11 protein-coding genes are annotated in these 16,345 nt (G+C 72.2%); 6 read left to right on the top strand and 5 right to left on the bottom strand.

Going from position 1 to position 16,345, the window contains the following annotated elements; genetic code table 11:
* The first annotated feature begins 66 nt into the window (after window positions 1–66).
* From AB0I81_RS50125 to AB0I81_RS50110, 4 genes are all read left to right on the top strand, one after another.
* Window positions 67–1,590 carry an ROK family transcriptional regulator gene (locus tag AB0I81_RS50125; RefSeq protein ID WP_360674114.1) on the top strand — a complete coding sequence of 508 codons (1,524 nt, stop codon included), beginning with the start codon at window positions 67–69 and terminating at the stop codon, window positions 1,588–1,590.
* A 173-nt stretch (window positions 1,591–1,763) separates the two neighbouring features.
* Window positions 1,764–2,996: a sugar phosphate isomerase/epimerase family protein gene (locus tag AB0I81_RS50120; RefSeq protein ID WP_360674112.1), complete on the top strand. Its 1,233-nt coding sequence runs from the start codon at window positions 1,764–1,766 to the stop codon at window positions 2,994–2,996.
* A 90-nt stretch (window positions 2,997–3,086) separates the two neighbouring features.
* A complete protein-coding gene (locus AB0I81_RS50115; protein WP_360674109.1) occupies window positions 3,087–6,383 on the top strand; it encodes a PQQ-dependent sugar dehydrogenase in 3,297 nt (1,098 codons plus the stop codon).
* Window positions 6,384–6,575: 192 nt separating this feature from the next.
* A complete protein-coding gene (locus AB0I81_RS50110; protein ID WP_360674106.1) occupies window positions 6,576–7,832 on the top strand; it encodes a cation:proton antiporter in 1,257 nt (418 codons plus the stop codon).
* Here the strand turns inward: AB0I81_RS50110 and AB0I81_RS50105 are convergent.
* Window positions 7,762–8,259 carry a hypothetical protein gene (locus AB0I81_RS50105; RefSeq protein ID WP_360674103.1) on the bottom strand — a complete coding sequence of 166 codons (498 nt, stop codon included), beginning with the start codon at window positions 8,257–8,259 and terminating at the stop codon, window positions 7,762–7,764. The genes AB0I81_RS50110 and AB0I81_RS50105 overlap by 71 nt on opposite strands.
* Here AB0I81_RS50105 and AB0I81_RS50100 point away from each other — a divergent pair.
* Together AB0I81_RS50100 and AB0I81_RS50095 are read left to right on the top strand one after the other, a co-directional pair.
* Window positions 8,258–10,132 (top strand): LamG-like jellyroll fold domain-containing protein, encoded by a 1,875-nt coding sequence (locus AB0I81_RS50100; protein WP_360674099.1) that lies wholly within the window; start codon window positions 8,258–8,260, stop codon window positions 10,130–10,132. The genes AB0I81_RS50105 and AB0I81_RS50100 overlap by 2 nt on opposite strands.
* A gap of 28 nt (window positions 10,133–10,160) precedes the next feature.
* Window positions 10,161–11,096: a transglycosylase SLT domain-containing protein gene (locus AB0I81_RS50095; RefSeq protein WP_360674096.1), complete on the top strand. Its 936-nt coding sequence runs from the start codon at window positions 10,161–10,163 to the stop codon at window positions 11,094–11,096.
* A gap of 54 nt (window positions 11,097–11,150) precedes the next feature.
* Here the strand turns inward: AB0I81_RS50095 and AB0I81_RS50090 are convergent, their stop codons facing one another.
* The 4 genes from AB0I81_RS50090 to AB0I81_RS50075 all read right to left on the bottom strand — a co-directional run bounded on the left by AB0I81_RS50090 (window position 11,151) and on the right by AB0I81_RS50075 (window position 16,288).
* Entirely contained in the window at window positions 11,151–11,762 is a 612-nt protein-coding gene (locus tag AB0I81_RS50090; RefSeq protein ID WP_360674093.1) for a hypothetical protein, read from the bottom strand.
* The gene (locus AB0I81_RS50085; RefSeq protein WP_360674090.1) at window positions 11,759–13,453 is read right to left on the bottom strand and encodes a histidinol-phosphatase; all 1,695 of its coding nucleotides are present in this window, start codon (window positions 13,451–13,453) and stop codon (window positions 11,759–11,761) included. Before AB0I81_RS50085 ends, AB0I81_RS50090 begins: the two co-directional genes overlap by 4 nt.
* Window positions 13,454–13,638: 185 nt before the next feature.
* Window positions 13,639–14,451 (bottom strand): siderophore-interacting protein, encoded by an 813-nt coding sequence (locus tag AB0I81_RS50080; RefSeq protein WP_360674087.1) that lies wholly within the window; start codon window positions 14,449–14,451, stop codon window positions 13,639–13,641.
* 82 nt (window positions 14,452–14,533) lie between these two features.
* Window positions 14,534–16,288, bottom strand: coding sequence for a glycoside hydrolase family 15 protein (locus AB0I81_RS50075; RefSeq protein ID WP_360674084.1), 1,755 nt, complete (start codon window positions 16,286–16,288; stop codon window positions 14,534–14,536).
* Window positions 16,289–16,345: the final 57 nt, after the last annotated feature.

Raw genomic sequence — 16,345 nt, 5'->3', positions numbered from 1 at the left:
TTTAATTCTTGTCAACATAAGTGGGTCGATGATCGAAGTAAGAAAGTCCGACGCGAGGGAGGTCGCATGCCGAACGGATCCAACGGCCGCCGCGCGGGGGCGGGAGCGAGCGCGGGGGCGGGAGCGGGAACGATCGCGGGGGTGGCAACGGGAGGCGAGGCGGAGGCGACTGCGGGAAGGGGTGCCAAGCCAGGGGCAGGGGCCGGGGCGGGTGCCCAGCCGGGCGTGAGACCCGGGGCGGGTGCCAAGCCGGTGCCGGGGGCCGGGGCGGGTGCCAAGGTGGGGGCGGGAGCGGGGGCGTTGCTGGCGATCCTGCGGGATGGGCGGGGCAGGACCCGTGGGGAGCTGGCGCGGCTCACCGGATGGTCCAGGTCCACGGTCTCCCAGCACCTGGACGGGCTGGTCGGCCACCGCTGGGTCGTGGCGGGCGAGGACCCGATCTCCTCAGGGGGCAGGCCCGCCGCGATGTACGCCTTCAACGGCGGCGCGCGCGTCGTGCTGGCCGCCGGCCTCGGTGCCACGCGCGCCCGCCTGGCCGTCCTCGACCTGGGCCTGAACGTGCTGGCCGAGCGGTCAACCGAACTGGCCGTCGATCTCGGGCCCGAGGTCGTGCTGGGCCGCGTGGCCGTCGTGCTGCGCGAACTGCTGGCCGCCACCGGTCGCGACCCGGCGCAGGTGTGCGGGGTCGGGGTCGGACTGCCCGGCCCGGTCGAACACCGCTCGGGCCGGCCGGTGCACCCGCCGATCATGCCGGGCTGGGACGGCTTCCCCGTGCCCGAGTGGCTCCAGGCCCGCCTCGCGACTCCCGCACGGACGGACGACGACGTCTCGGCGGTTCCCGCACGGGTGGGCGACGACGTCCCAGCGGCGTCCGGACGGGTGGACAACGCGGTCCCGGCGGCGGCCGGACGCGACGTCTCGGCGGTGCCAGGACGGGTGGGGAACGCGGTCCTGGCGGTGCCCGTACTGGTGGACAACGATGTCAATGTCATGGCGCTGGGGGAGCACTGGGCCGCCAGGCCGGCCGCCGACCACCTGATCTACATCAAGATCGGCACCGGCATCGGCTGCGGGATCATCACCGGCGGGCGGCTGCACCGGGGCGCGCAGGGCGCGGCGGGGGATCTCGGGCACATCAGGGTGCCGGCGTCGCGCGCGCCGTGCAGGTGCGGCAACGTCGGGTGCCTGGAGGCGGTGGCTGGCGGCGCGTCGATGGCGGCGGCGCTGCGTGGCGCCGGGGTCGAGGTGAGCGGCAGCCGGGACGTGGTGGAGCTCATGCGCGCGGGCGACCTGCGTGCCACCCGGCTGGTCAGGCAGGCCGGGCGCGAGGTCGGCGCGGTGATGGCGGCCATCGTGAACTTCTTCAACCCCTCGCTGATCGTGGTCGGCGGGGACATCGCCGAGGCCGGTGAGCAGGTGCTGGCGGGCGTCCGGGAAACGATCTACAGCCGTTCGTTGCCGCTGGCCACACAGCATCTCGGCATCAGGGCCAGCGAACTGGGCGAACGAGCCGGCGTCATCGGTGCCGCCGCCATGGTCGTCGAGCACGTGCTCGCACCCGCCGTCATCGACCGGCTCGTCGCCGGATGAGCACAGGATCGGCACAGGGTGAGCACCGGATGAGTGCCATTGACCGTTTCGCGGCGGCGGCGTAACAATGGTGATCGTCTCGCGCTCCAGGGCTGTGGCATGCCCACGGGCGCGGGCACGGATCCGCCGCGACGTGGTCGGCGCACGCGTCCCTCAAGGAAGGGAACTCCCGCGTGAGCCGTCACCATGCCTCCGAAGAACCCGCATCCCATGAGAACGAGCAGGCCCGCACCGAAGAACACCGCCACGAGGAGCGGGAGCGGGCCGAGACGCTCCGCCACAGGCTCGGGCTGAGCCGCCGCGGCCTCCTGGCGGCCACCACCGGCCTGGCCGCCGCCGCGGCGTTCGCGCCGCCCCAGAGCGCAGCGGCTCAGACAGCGGCCCGGACCGCGGCCCAGGGCACGCCAGCCCCGGCCGGCGGGGGCGCGCACGGGCGGGCGCTCATCCCGCCGGGCAAGCGCGGCATCATCCTCTACACCGTCCGCGACGCGATCGCCCGCGACCCGCTGTCCACCACCCTGCCCTCGGGCTTCCGCGCCGTGCTGCAGGCGCTGTCGGCGATCGGGTACAGGCAGGTCGAGTTCGCCGGTTACCGGCAGCACGCCAACGCCGAGGGCGGGGCCGACCTGGAGACCGTCGAGGGCGCCGCGCTGCTGCGCCGGTGGCTGGACGACAACGGGCTGCGGGCCGAGGGCAACCACGGCTTCATCCCCGGCTCCTGGCCGCTGACGACCGCCGACCTCGACCGGTTCAAGCGGGTGCTGGAGATCGCGAACATCCTCGGCCTGGACCACATGGGCACCGGCTCCGACCCGACCGGCAGCGCGTACAAGGCCGACTGGGATCTGGCGGCGGAGAAGTGGAACGCGCTCGGCGAGATCGCCCGCCGGGCCGGGATCAAGCTGTACACCCACAACCACGACGCGGCCTACGCCTTCCTGCTGGACAGCGGGCCCCTCGACGAGCAGGGCCGGCCGACGCGCTCGTCGGGGATCCGCAAGCTGGAGTACTTCTTCAGGATCAGCGACCCCAGGCGCGTCTACTTCGAGATGGACATCTTCTGGGCCCACGTGGCGCGCTTCAAGCACCACACCTACACGGCACCCGACGGCTCGCAGTGCAGGGACGTGTTCGATCCGCTGGCCACCGTCCGGGCCAGGGAGTGGCGTTTCCCGCTGTTCCACGCCAAGGACGGCACGTCCAACCCGGCCGTGCCGAACGGCTACGACATGGTGCCGTTCGGCACCGGCCACATCGACTACCGCCGCTTCTTCTCCCGCCTGCGCGACAGGGGAGCGCACAACCCGATGTACGAGCAGGACAACGCCCCGAACGCCGCCGATCCGGCGCAGTCGCTGCGGCTGGCCGAGCTCAGCTACCGCAACATGGCCGCGTTACGCGGCTGACACGTCCGGACCGCCACGAGGCCCTGCCGTTGGCCCGGCAGGCGTGGCGGCCCGGGATTCGACACTCCTCGTCCTAGGAGCAGCATCACCATGCAGCGTACTCTCGCGGTGCTCGGCGGCTTCGTGCTGACCGTTGCCACCCTGGCCTTACCCGTCCAGGCCCACGAGCCGGCCACCACGTGGTCGAGCTACGAGAAGATCACCCTGACCAAGAACGTGGGCGAGCCGATCGACCTGGCCGTGCTGCCGGACCGGCGGGTCCTGCACACCGCCCGCAACGGCGACCTGCGCCTGACCGACCCCGCCACCGGCGTCACCAAGATCATCAACACCCTTCCCGTGTACGCCAACTCCGAGGACGGGCTGCAGACGATCGCGCTCGACCCCGCCTTCGAGCAGAACAAGTGGATCTACCTCTTCTACGCGCCCAGGACGATGACGGCGCCGTACCCGCCGTCCACGCCCGCCGGATCGGCGCCCAACACGCTGCCGGCCGGCGCCGACGAGACGTACTGGAACCAGTGGAAGGGCTACAACCAGCTCTCCCGCTTCAAGTGGACGGGCAGCGCGCTGGACCTGTCCACCGAGCAGGTGATCATCAAGGTCGAGGCGCAGCGCGGCCAGTGTTGCCACGTCGCGGGCGACCTCGACTGGGACGCCGACGGCAACCTCTACCTCGCCACCGGCGACAACACCCCCGCCGGTACGCCCGGCGCCAACGGCATGGCGCCCAACAACGACGCGCCCGGCATGAACCCGGGCCTGGACTCCCGGCGCGGCGCGGGCAACAGCAACGACCTGCGCGGCAAGATCCTGCGGATCAAGGTGGCGGCGGACGGCACGTACACGATCCCGGAGGGCAACCTGTTCGCCCCCGGCACCGCCGGCACCCGGCCGGAGATCTTCGTGACCGGCGTGCGCAACCCGTTCAGGATGGACGTGGACGCCGAGACCGGCACCCTGTCCTGGGCCGACTACGGCCCCGACGCCGGGACCGCCGACCCCGCCAGGGGGCCCATGGGGTACGTCGAGTGGAACATCACCCCGCTGACCAAGCCGATGAACAGCGGCTGGCCGTACTGCACGGGCGACGACTTCAACTACAACGACTGGGACTTCGAGACCGCGCAGCCGGGGCCGTGGTTCGACTGCGCGGCCGGCCCGCGCAACACCTCGCGCTGGAACACCGGCCTGGCGCAACTCCCGCCCGCCGTGCCGGCCGACCTGTACTACGGCGACAACAACAGCCACCAGCCGGCCGCGTGGGCCGGGCTGACCGACTTCGACCCGCAGGGTGGCCAGGGCCCGATGGGCGGGCCGATCTACCACTACGACCCGGACAACCCGGCGCCGGGCAAGCTGCCGCAGTACTGGGACGGCAAGGCGTTCTTCGCCGAGTTCTCCCAGGACTACCTGGCCGCCTTCACCGTGCCCGACCCGGACGGCCCGGTCACCGCGATCGAGCACTTCCTGCCCAACAGCGCGCTGCGCACCGCCGCGCAGCCCATCACCGACAGCCCGATGGACATCGAGTTCGGCCCCGACGGCTCCCTGTACGTGCTGGAGTACGGCGACGGCTTCTTCCGCGCCAACCCCGACGCCGGCCTCTACCGCATCGACTACACCCCGGCCAACAAGACGCCCCAGGCCAGGATCGCGGTGGACCGCGCCTCCGGCAGCACCGCGCCGCTCACGGTCGCCTTCGACGCCGCCGCCTCCCGTGACACCGAGCCGGGGACGCTGACCTACGAATGGGACTTCGACGGCGACGGAACCTTCGACGCGACCGGCGTCACTGCCTCCCACACCTACACCGAGCTGGGCCAGTACGCGGCCAGGCTGCGCGTCACCGACGCGGGCGGCCGGGCCGGGCTCACCTCCGTCGAGATCACCGTCGGCAACACCGCGCCCGTGGTGAGCGTTCAGCAGCCGCCGGACGGCGGGTTCTTCGACTGGGGGAACGCGCTGCCGTACCGCATCGGGGTGTCCGACGCCGAGGACGGCGACCAGCCGGTGTGCTCGCGCATGCAGTGGACGTTCGGCCTGGGCCACGACACGCACGCGCACCCGGAGACCACCGGCACGGGCTGCGCGGGCGGCTGGCCGACCCCGGCCAGCGCGCCCGAGCACGGCGAGACCGAGAACATCTTCGGCGTGGTCGTCGTGAGCTACCGCGACAACGGCGCCGGCGCCATCCCGGGCGCGCTCGGCGAGGACACGCTCATCCTCAACCCCAAGCTGACGCAGGCCGAGCACGCCGACGACGGCAGCGGCGTCACCGAGACCCCGGACGACACCGCCTCGGCCAAGGCCAAGGTCACCTCGTTCGACCCCGGTGACTGGATCGCCTACGAACCGGTCAACTTCGCCGGCATCACCGGCGTGCGGACCAGGGCGTCCGGCGCGGGCACCCTCGCGCTGCGGTGGAAGTCGCCGGCGGCCGAGCCGTTCGCCACCGTGACCGTGCCGGAGGGGGCCGGCTGGCAGACGGTCACCACGCCGCTCGGCGAGCCGCCCGAGGGCACCGGCCGGCTGTACGTCACCTCCGGCGGCGGCGTGGAGGTGGACGCGTTCACCTTCCAGGGCGACGGGGTGGCCGACACCAGCCCGCCCGCCGTCACCGCCACGCTCACCCCCGCCGAGCCGGACGGCGAGAACGGCTGGCACACCACGAACGTCACGCTCACCGTCACCGCGACCGACAACGGCACCGTGGCCAGCCGCCAGTACTCCCTCGACGGCACGACCTGGGCGAACGCGAACAACCCCGTCACGCTCAGCGCCGAGGGCGCCAAGGAGGTCCGCTACCGGGCCACCGACAACGGCGGCAACGTCTCGCCGGTCGGCACGCTCGCCGTGAAGATCGACAAGACGAACCCGGCCGTGTCCGTCACCGGCGTGCAGGCGGGGCCGTACGGCGACTCGGCGACGGTCACGCCCGTCGTGACGGCCACGGACGCGGTGTCCGGCCCGGCCGGGGCCACGGCGGAGATCGACGGCAAGCCGATCGCCGCCGGAAAGCCGCTCGCGTTGTGGCGGCTGCCGCTCGGCGAGCACCTGCTCACGGCGACCGCCACCGACCGTGCCGGCAGGACCGCGACCGCGACCGTGACGTTCGTGACGACGACCTCCTACGCCGACGTACGGGCGCTGATCTCGCGCTTCCGGCAGTCGGGGGCGGTGACCTGGAAGGCCGCACATGAGCTGGCGGACCGGCTCGGGCAGGCGGAGTTCCACGAGAAGAAGGGCAAACGGGCGCAGGCGATCTCGGCACTGGAACGATTCGTCAAGATCGCTGAGAGGCGCGGCAACGTACGGGACGCGGCGGCGCGCACGGCACTGGTCCGCGACGCCAAGGCCCTGATCGACCGGCTCCGCACACCCTGACGGCACAACCACGCGCCCGGTCCGCCGGACCGGGCGCACGTCCACCCAGGGCCAGGGACCGAGCGATCGGGGGCACGTCCACCCGAGGCCGGGGGCCGAGCGGCACGTCCACCCAAGGCCAAGGGCCGAGCGATCGGGGCATTTGTCTGGACAAAGGGGATAAGTCGCGATCTTCCGGGCAGGTGATCACCGATGTCCACCCCCGACCTCCTCCTCGCCCTCGGCGGCGCCGCCGCCCTGCTCGCCGCGATCCTCCCCGAACTGCTCGCCGGCCGCCCCCTGTCCCTGCCCCTGGTCTACTTACTGGCCGGCATGCTGCTGTTCGCGCTGCCCATCGGACTGCCGGACCCCGACCCGATCGCCCACCGCGTCGCGCTGGAGCACGTCACCGAGTTGTGCGTGGTCATCTCCCTCATGGGCGCGGGCCTGGCGATCAACCGGCGGACGGGCCCGCGCGGCTGGTCCTCGACGTGGCGGCTGCTGGGCCTGGCCATGCCGCTGACCGTCGCGGGGGTGGCCGCGGCCGCCGTCGCCCTGCTCGGCTGGCCGATCGGCGCGGCCCTGCTGCTCGGCGCCGTGCTCGCGCCCACCGACCCGGTGCTCGCCTCGGACGTGCACGTGGGCGAGCCCGTGGACGCCGAGAACGCCGACGACGAGGTCCGCTTCGCGCTGACCTCGGAGGCCGGCCTCAACGACGGGCTCGCCTTCCCCATCGTGTACGCCGCCATCGGCGTGGCCACCGTCGCCGGCGCGGGATGGCTGGGGGAGTGGGCGCTGGTGGACGTGCTGTACCGCACCGTGGTGGGGGCCGTGGCGGGGCTGCTCATCGGCCGTCTGCTCGGCAGGCTGTTCTTCCGCGCCAGGTCGGACGGCCTGCGCCTGTCGGAGCGCCGCGACGGGTTCGTCGCCCTGGCCGCCACGTTCCTGGCGTACGGGGCGACGGAGCTCATCCACGGCTACGGCTTCATCGCCGTCTTCGTCACCGCCTGCACCATCAGGCGGGCCGAGCACGGGCACGGCTACAACAACGTGCTGCACGGCTTCGTCGAGCAGGTCGAACGCCTGCTCACGGCCTGGCTGCTGCTCCTGCTCGGCGGCTTCGCCGCGACCGGCGGCCTGGCGGCGCTCACCTGGCGCGGCGCCGCCGTCGGCGTCCTGCTGCTCCTGGTGATCCGCCCGCTGACCGGCTGGCTGGCCCAGTGGCGCGGCCCGGCGGGGCCGAGGGAGCGGCTGGCCATCTCGTTCTTCGGCATCAGGGGGATCGGCTCACTGTTCTACCTGGCCTACGCGCTGGGCGAGGCCGACTTCGGCGTGCCCGCCGAGGAGTTGTGGGCGGTGGCCGGCTTCACAGTGCTGGCCTCGGTGGTGCTGCACGGCGTCACCGCGACTCCGGTGATGGCCCGCGTGGACGCGATCCGCGACCGGAGGTCGGGCGCGCGCGGGCGTTGACGAACGCCCCGGCCACCGCCGCGAGCAGCGGAAGCGCGACGGCCAGCAGCCCGATTGGCACCCATGGGGTCTCGAACGGCACTCGCGGCGGCGCCTCCCAGTCGGACGAGGTGGTGTAGGGCCAGGCGAGGAGCAGCCCGACGACACAGCCGGCCGGCAGGCCCGTGACCGTGCCGCAGGCCGCCGCCAGGGCCGCCCGGCCGGCGGTGAGGGCACGCGGGGAGCCCATCCGGCGCAGGACCTCGGGCGGGCGGTTCGACCGGGCCGTGGCCACCAGCGCGCCGATGAGGGCCGCCAGCTGACCGGAGGCCGGCGCGCAACCATGAGATTTCCCCTGGCGGAGGGCGGGCGTTACCAATTGGGGCACCAGGCCGCCACGTACGACGATCAAGGTGCTGCGCGACACCCTGAACGGAGTACGTCCCATGCCCCAGCCCTCACTCGGCCGCCGCGCTCTGCTGACCGCGGCCATCGCCGTCCCGGCCACCGCAGGCACCACCCTGACCGGCACCCTGACCGGCACGGCCGCGAGCCCGGCCCACGCGGCCACCCACGGCGGCGGCAGGTTCGATCGCGAGAACCCGCGCTTCACCATTGGCGTGCTGCCCGACACGCAGTACCTCTTCGACGAGGACCGCTCCGACCCCGCCCCCGTGCGCCAGGCGTTCCGCTTCCTCACCAGCGAGCGCGAGAGCAGGAACATCGCGTTCATGACGCACCTCGGCGACATCACCGAGCACGGCACGGAGCAGGAGATCGACCTGGCCTCCGACGCCTTCAGGACGCTGGACGGCCGCCTGTCCTACAGCGTCCTGGCCGGCAACCACGACATCAACGGCGGCACCGACGACCAGCGCGGCGACAGCCCGTACCTGGACAAGTTCGGCCCGGACAGGTTCGCCAGGATGTCCACCTTCCGCGGCGCGTCCCCCGACGGCTACAACAGCTACCACGTGCTCGACGCGGGCGGCCGGCAGTGGCTCGTGCTCGCGCTCGACTGGCGGGTCTCCGACAAGGGCCTGCGGTGGGCGCAGGGCGTCATCGACGCCAACAGTAAGCTGCCCGTCATCCTCACCACGCACGACCTGGCCTGGTCGGACGACAGCGGGAAGGCGTCGCTGTCGGAGTTCGGGCAGCGGTTGTGGGACGCCTTCATCAGGCGCAATGACCAGATCTTCCTGACGCTCAACGGTCACTGGTGGCCGCCGGGGCGTACCGTCCTGCGCAACGACGCGGGCCACGACGTGCACGTGCACATCACCAACTACCAGGACCGCTACTACGGCGGCGCGGGCATGGTCCGGCTCTACGCCTTCGACGTCGTACGCAACGTGATCGACGTGGAGACGTTGTCGCCCTGGCTGCTGTCCCGCGACCCCGACGATCGCACCCCGCTGGAGGCCGAGCACCTGGAGCTGACCGGGCCCGCCGACCGCTTCAGCATCGAGATCGACTTCGACGAGCGCTTCGCCGCCTTCGCCCCGCCCGTCCTGCCGCCGCCCAGGCCCGCCAAGGCCGTGATGCCGCGCGGCACGGTGGCGTACTGGAGGTTCGACGCCGAAGGTCTGGGCCGGGCGGGCACGGACGGCGCCGTCATCCCGGCCGGTACGGTGGCCCGCGACCTGACCGGCGGCGGCAACGACCTGACCATGGAACTCCTGCACGCCAGCGCCCCGGAGACGCTGAAGTGGTCGGCCGAGCACCACGACGGCCAGCCGGCCCACGCCAGCCTCCGCTTCGACGGCGGCAAGGCCCCCGACCGGGGCGCGGTGCTCAGGTCGGCGGCCGGCGCGCCGATCAACGGCATGAAGTTCGAGTCCGGGTACACGATCGAGGCGTTCATCAAGCTGCCGGAGCCGTTCGAGGGCGACCACGCCTGGATGGGCATCCTGAGCTGGGAGGGCCGCAGCGGCGACGCGGGCAAGTCCAGCGGCTGGTCGCCCGACGAGCCCACGTGCAGCCTCAACGTCTCGGGCGAGCGGTTCCTGCAGTACGTCGTGTATCCCACCGACCGCGACGCCGACCCCACCTCCTGGAGTCACGCCCTGCCGGTGGGCCGCTGGACCCACGTGGCGGTGGTCAACGACGCGCGGCGCACGATCATGTACGTGGACGGCTCCAAGATCGCCCGCAACCCGTCCCAGCCCTCGAAGGGCATCTCCACGCTGGGCAGGCCGTTCACGATCGGCGGCACCCAGTTCGCGCTCAAGTACGGGCAGGGCTTCTACGGCTGGATCGGCGACGTGCGGATCGTGTCCAGGGCGCTGCGGCCCAAGGAGTTCCTCACCCCGTACGTGTGAGCGCGCGTACCGGGTAGGTTGCCCTTTCATGGAGGCACGACCCGACCACCCACTCCCCCTCCGGGGCCGCGCGACGGCCGCGGTGACCGCCGTGGCCCTGGCCGTGACGGCCTGCGGGACACCCGCGCCGAGCACCCCCGCGAGCAGCGCGGACACCCGGCCGCCCAGCGCGACGCAGAGCGCGCAGGAACCGGAGGAGGAATACCCCGCGCCGGACAGGAAGGTGCCGGCCGGGGCGGCGAAGCTGGCCACCGAGCTGAAGGAGACCACCGCCGCGCTGAACGAGGCCATCGACGCCTGGACGGAGGGCGGGCAACCGGCGCCGGGCGAGCCGCCCGAGGAGGTCGAACTGCTGGCCCTGTACCAGCAGCGCATCTACCGCTACACCGCCCGCCACCCCAAGGTCGCCGCCAGGGCGTTCGCCAAGCTGCCCGCCGCGCTGGCCTCCCAGGCCAGGGACAACACCAACGCGATCCGCGAACTGCTGTCCCTGGCCCACCCCATCAAGCCGAATGCCACGTTCAGGACCCAGCCGCCCCATTCCGCCGGCGAACTGCTCGGTTACTTCAAGAAGGCCGAGAAACGGTTCGGGGTGGAGTGGGAGGTGCTGGCGGCGGTCATGCTGGCGGAGACGAAGTTCGGCCGGGTCAGGACCGACAGCCACGTCGGCGCGCAGGGCCCGATGCAGTTCATGCCCGCCACCTGGAAGGCGTACGGGATGGGCGGCGATGTGCGGGAGCCGCGGGACGCGGTCATGGGGGCGGCCAACTACCTCAAGGCCAGCGGCGCGCCCCGCGACTACCGGCGGGCCCTGCACGCCTACAACCCCTCGCGGGCGTACGTGGAGGCGATCCTGCTGCACGCCCGCCAGATGAAGCGCGACCCGCGCGCCTTCTACGCGTACTACACCTGGCAGGTGTACGTGATCACCACGAAGGGCGAGCGCCGCCTGACCGGCCCCTAGCCCGGCTGGGGGCCGGGAGGCGTTCGGTTGCCGGTCGGCGCTCCGGCGAACCCCTCAGGCGTGGTCGGCGCAGCAGGGGGTCGGGTTGGGCACCTCCGCTGGGGTGAGGCGGCCGCCGGCCGCGGGCATGGTGAGCAGGGTCATCAGGCCGTCCCGCCAGACGGGCCTGACGTGGTCGTTGGTCACGACCAGGGCGTCGTCGGGCGGCGGGGCGGGGGAGGCGAGCACCAGCACCTGCTCGACGGCCGAGCCGGCGCGGATCTCGCCCGCGCTGAGGGTGCCGGTGAGCAGGTCGCGGCCGGGGAAGGTGACGATCCGGCCGCCGCGCCTGCCCGCGTGCTCGGCCGCCGCCAGCGCCGCGCCCTCCGCCAGCGGTCCTGTACGCGTCTCGCCCAGCGCCCACGATTCGATCCCCGGCGTGACCGGGCCCGGGACGGTCAGTGAGCAGGCGATGTGCGGTTCGTCGCCGGCCAGTCCCGCGGGGACGAAGTGGGTGCAGGCGACGGTGCCGGCCGGCAGGCCGAGCTCCCGCGCGACGGTGTGCAGCAGGTGCTCGGCCTCGGGCAGGGTGCGCGAGCCCGCGTCGATACCGAGGATCATCGGCTCGGCGGTCGTCGGTCCGGTCGTCGGTGCGGTCAGCGGACCGGTCAGCGGATCGCTGGTCATCGGCGGGGCAGCACCCAGATCGGGTTGCTGTAGAACCACAGGTCCTTCCACGGGTCGGCGTCGCCGTACACGTCGATCTGCGGGCCGTTCGGGTCCACGGCCGCGCCCATCAGCCCGGGTGCGGTGCGCTTGCCGTCGGTGCCGCGCAGGCGCACGTACACCGGGCGGTCCACGGCGCCGAGCTGGTAGGTGAAGGTGACGGTGCCGCTGTTCTTGTTCACCTCGTACGACTGCACGACCTTCGTGTTCGGCGTGGTGAAGGCGTCCTTGTCGGAGGCCGGTCCCGTGACGTCGCCCTGGATGACGTCCACCCGGGCCAGCGAGGGCGTGAACTGCGCCCAGTTCGGCCGCCCGGCCAGGGTGATCTCGATGGCCAGCTCGACGCGGGCGCCCTGACGTACCCGCAGGGTGTCGCCCAGCGTCACCCCGCGCTGGCCGGTGCCGGCCGCCCGCGCCCGCACCACCAGCCCGCTGATCAGGCCGCCGTGGTCCACCCAGATGCGGCCCGCGCGCAGGCCCTCCATGACCGCGCGGTAGGAGAAGTCCTGCGCGCCGACGTGGGTCCTGCTGTAGAAGCCGGGCCAGAAGTCGCCGGCGCCGAAGTTGGGCACACCCTTGTAGATCGGGTCCTCGTAGCGGCCGTTGGCGTTGAAGTCGCTGCCGGGGCCGCGGTCGCTGGTGTCGCCGTGCACCCAGTGGGAGTCGGAGTTGGCGGTGATCCACCACGGCTTGCCCTCGGCCAGCAGGCTGTCCCACAACCCGCCCACGGTCGCGGTCATCCAGTCGAAGCCGCCGAAGGTCTTGTAGCTCTCGGCCGGGTAACCGGGGAAGGAGTCGGCGCCGGGGCCGCCGTCGTAGATGCCGCGCCCGCCGCCGGGGCCGTACGGCTTGGGGATGCCCGCGGCCTGGTGGCCGGGCGCGCCCTCCATGCCGACCGCGATGGACGGCTGGGCGTCGCGCCAGCCGCGGATCTCGTGCGGCGAGTCGATGCCCTTCCTGGCGGGGTGGTTGGCGAAGAACAGCGCGTCCGGCACCCGCCGCCGCTTGACGGCCTCGGCCAGGAAGTTCAGCCCGGCGATGGCCAGCGCCTCGTTCTGCGGCGTGTTGGAGCTGGCGCCCTTGACCGACCCGTCGAAGGAGTTCTCGAACTCCTTGAGCGTCTCGACCTCGCCGCGGCCGGGGGCGACGAACACGGTGCCGTGCTCGGCCGCCGGGATGTTCCACTCCAGCCCCTGGAAGACCAGCGTGTCCTTGACGGCCTGCCTGGCGGCCACGATGTCCGGGTTGACCTTCTCGACGCCGATCTTGGCGTGCGTGGCGCCGCCGTGGTCGGTGATGACCATCCAGCCCAGGCCGTAGGCGTTGCCGTGGCGTACCTGGTCGATGACCCGGTAGACGGCGTCGGAGCTGTACTGCGTGTGGATGTGGTGGTCGCCGGCCAGCCACTGGTAGCCGTCCCTGGGCTCCCGGCCCCGCCCCTCGTCGCGTGTGGCGGCGGCGGGCTGGGCCTGCGTGCCGCCCATCACGCCGGCGGCGGTCAGCCCGGCGCCCAGCAGCCCCGCCCGGCGGAACACGCGCCGCCGGGAGAGCTGCTCGGGCGACAGTTCCTCGTCGGGGATCGACAGGTCCCGCGCCTCGCCGGCGTCCTGAGGTGTTTCGTGATCATGATGGTGGTGATGCCCGTGGCCCATCGGTCCTTCTCCGTCCCGCCGGTGAGGGTGCTCCGGCTACGGCGGGAGCGTGGCGGAACCGGATGAATCAGACATGAACACCGGAGGATCGATGGGTGCCGACTCCAGGGCTAGGCAGGCTCGCCGCGCTTCTGGGGCTGGGCGGGCTCGCAGCGCTCCTGGGACTGGGCGGACGGGCCGCGCTTCTAGGGCTGGGTGGGCTCGCCGCGTTCCTCCCGTCCTGCCCGGAAGTAGTCGGCGTCCCGGTCGTTGTCGAACTGCTCGTGGTAGTCGTGCTCGTCGAGCCCCCGCCGCCAGTAGCCGATCGCCACGTACTGCCGCCGGTGCAGTTTGCGCTCGTCCCTGAAGTACGCCCGCAACTCCCGCACGGCCGACGACTCGCCCGACACCCAGCCGAACACCCGCTCCCCGTCCTCGGGCCAGGGCACCGCGGTCACCGCGTCGCGCAGCAGCGTGGTGCTGCCGGCCGGCGCATCGCCGTGGTGCAGCCAGGTCAGCCGCACCCCCTCCGGCGGCGACAGCGGCTGCTCCTCCTCGGCCGAGGGGACCTCGATGAAGACGTGCCCGCGGGCATCGGGCGCCATCCGCTCCACGATGGTGGAAATCACCGGCAGCGACGTGTGGTCACCGGCGATCATGTACCAGTCGGCCTCGCCGAAGTCGCGCCCGCCCGGGCCCGCCACGGCCACCGGATCGCCGGGCACCGCCCTGCCCGCCCACGCCGAGGCCACCCCGTGGTCCCCGTGCATCACGAAGTCCACGTCCAGTTCCCCGGCCCGCTCGTCGTAGCGGCGAACGGTGTAGGTGCGGACGGTCGGCCCGCGCTCGGCGGGCCAGACGGGACGCCCGTCCGGCCCGTCCACCGGCCACTGCGGATCCGGTTCGCCCGCCGGCGGGATCAGCACCTTCAGGTTGGGCCCCGTGCCGAAACCGGCCAACTCGGGACCGCCCAGCGTGATCCGGCGCATCAGGGGCGTCACCTGGGTGACCCTGAGCACGCGCAATACCCTCAAGTCGCTCAACGAACCTCCAATGATTAAGGTTCGCCTAACCTAACCTAGATCGGGACGGGAGCCCAGATCAGGACAGGGCGCGGGCCGCGTGCACCAGGGGCACGTGGCTGAAGGCCTGCGGGAAGTTGCCGACCAGCCTGCTATAGCGCGGGTCGTACTCCTCCGCCAGCAGCCCAACATCGTTGCGCAGCGCCAGCAGCCGCTCGAACAGGTCCTTGGCCTCCTCCTTGCGTCCCTGCATCGCCATGACCTCCACCAGCCAGAAGCTGCACGCCAGGAACGCGCCCTCGCCGCCCGGCAGCCCGTCCACGTTGTTGTCGTGGGACAGCGGGTAACGCAGGATGAACCCGTCGGACATGAGCTCCTTCTCGATGGCCGCCACCGTGCCCTTCACGCGCGGGTCGTCGGCGGGCAGGAAGCCCACGATGGGGATCATGAGCAGCGCGGCGTCCAGCTCGGAGGAACCGTACGACTGCGTGAAGGTGTTGCGCGCGGCGTCGTAGCCCTTGTCGCAGATCTCCGCGTGCACGATGTCGCGCAGCGTGCGCCACTTCTCCACCGGCCCGGTACGCCCGAAGCGCTCGACGTACTTGACGGCCCGGTCGAGCGCCGCCCAGCACATCACCTTGGAGTGCACGAAGTGCCGGCGCGGCCCGCGCACCTCCCACAGGCCCTCGTCGGGCTCGTCCCAGTGGTCCTCGACGTAGTCCAGGAGCTGGCGCTGGATCGTCCAGGCCCGGTCGTCGGCCGACAGGCCGCGGGTGCGCGAGACGTACAGGCAGTTCATGACCTCGCCGTACACGTCGAGCTGGAGCTGTTTGACCGCCTCGTTCCCGATGCGCACGGGTCGGGAGTCCTCGTAGCCGTCCAGCCAGTCCAGGCGCAGTTCGGGCAGGCGGCGTTCGCCGGCGACGCCGTACATGATCTGCAGGTCCTGGGGGCGGCCGGCGATCGCGCGCAGCAGCCACGCCCGCCAGTCGGCCGCCTCCTCCAGGTAGCCGGAGCTGATCAGCGCGTCGAGTGTCAGTGTGGCGTCGCGCAACCAGCAGAAGCGGTAGTCCCAGTTGCGCACCCCGCCCAGGTCCTCGGGCAGGGACGTGGTGGGCGCCGCCACGATGCCGCCGGTCGGCGCGTACGTGAGGCCCTTCAGCGTGATCAGCGACCGCACCACGGCGTCGCGGTACGGCCCCTCATAAGTGCATTTGTCCACCCACTCCGCCCAGTACGCCTCGGTCTCGGCCAGCTGGTTCTCACAGTGGATCTCCGGCGGCATCGGCTCGTGCGAAGGGTGCCAGGTGAACACGAACGGCAGCCGGTCGCCCTCCTTGACGGTGAAGGTCGCCCGGTGGGCGTAGTCGCCGCCCTTGAGCGGCACGGGGGAGTGCAGCCACACCGAGTCCGGCCCGCCGATGGCCTGTAGATGCCCGTTGGTGCGCCGCACCCACGGGACGATCCGCCCGTAGTCGAAGCGAACCCGCAGCTGGGTGGAGACCTCCACGGTGCCGGAGACGCCCTCGACGATGCGCACGACGTCGGGGTTGCGGTCGCGCGGCGGCATGAAGTCGATCACGCGGACGGTGCCCGTCGGGGTGTCCCACTCCTGCTCCAGGATGAGCGTGTCGGGGCGGTAGCGCCGCCTGGTGGCCGGTTTCCTGCCGGTCGGCCCGATCCACCAGTGCCCGTTGCGCTCGCTGCCGAGCAACGCCGCGAAACACGACGGCGAGTCGAACCTCGGCAGGCACAGCCAGTCGATCGACCCGTCCCGCGCCACGAGCGCGGCCGACTGCATGTCCCCGATCAGGGCGTAATCCTCGATCCGCATGCTTAGACGCTACTCGGAAAAGGGGCGATCCCGTGGCCGGGGCGATCATGTCGCGTC

This window comes from Nonomuraea sp. NPDC050404, from assembly GCF_040655495.1.
Lineage (GTDB): Bacteria > Actinomycetota > Actinomycetes > Streptosporangiales > Streptosporangiaceae > Nonomuraea.
Note: the sequence above shows the minus strand (reverse complement) of the source record. Positions and strands in the feature narration are given on the sequence as shown.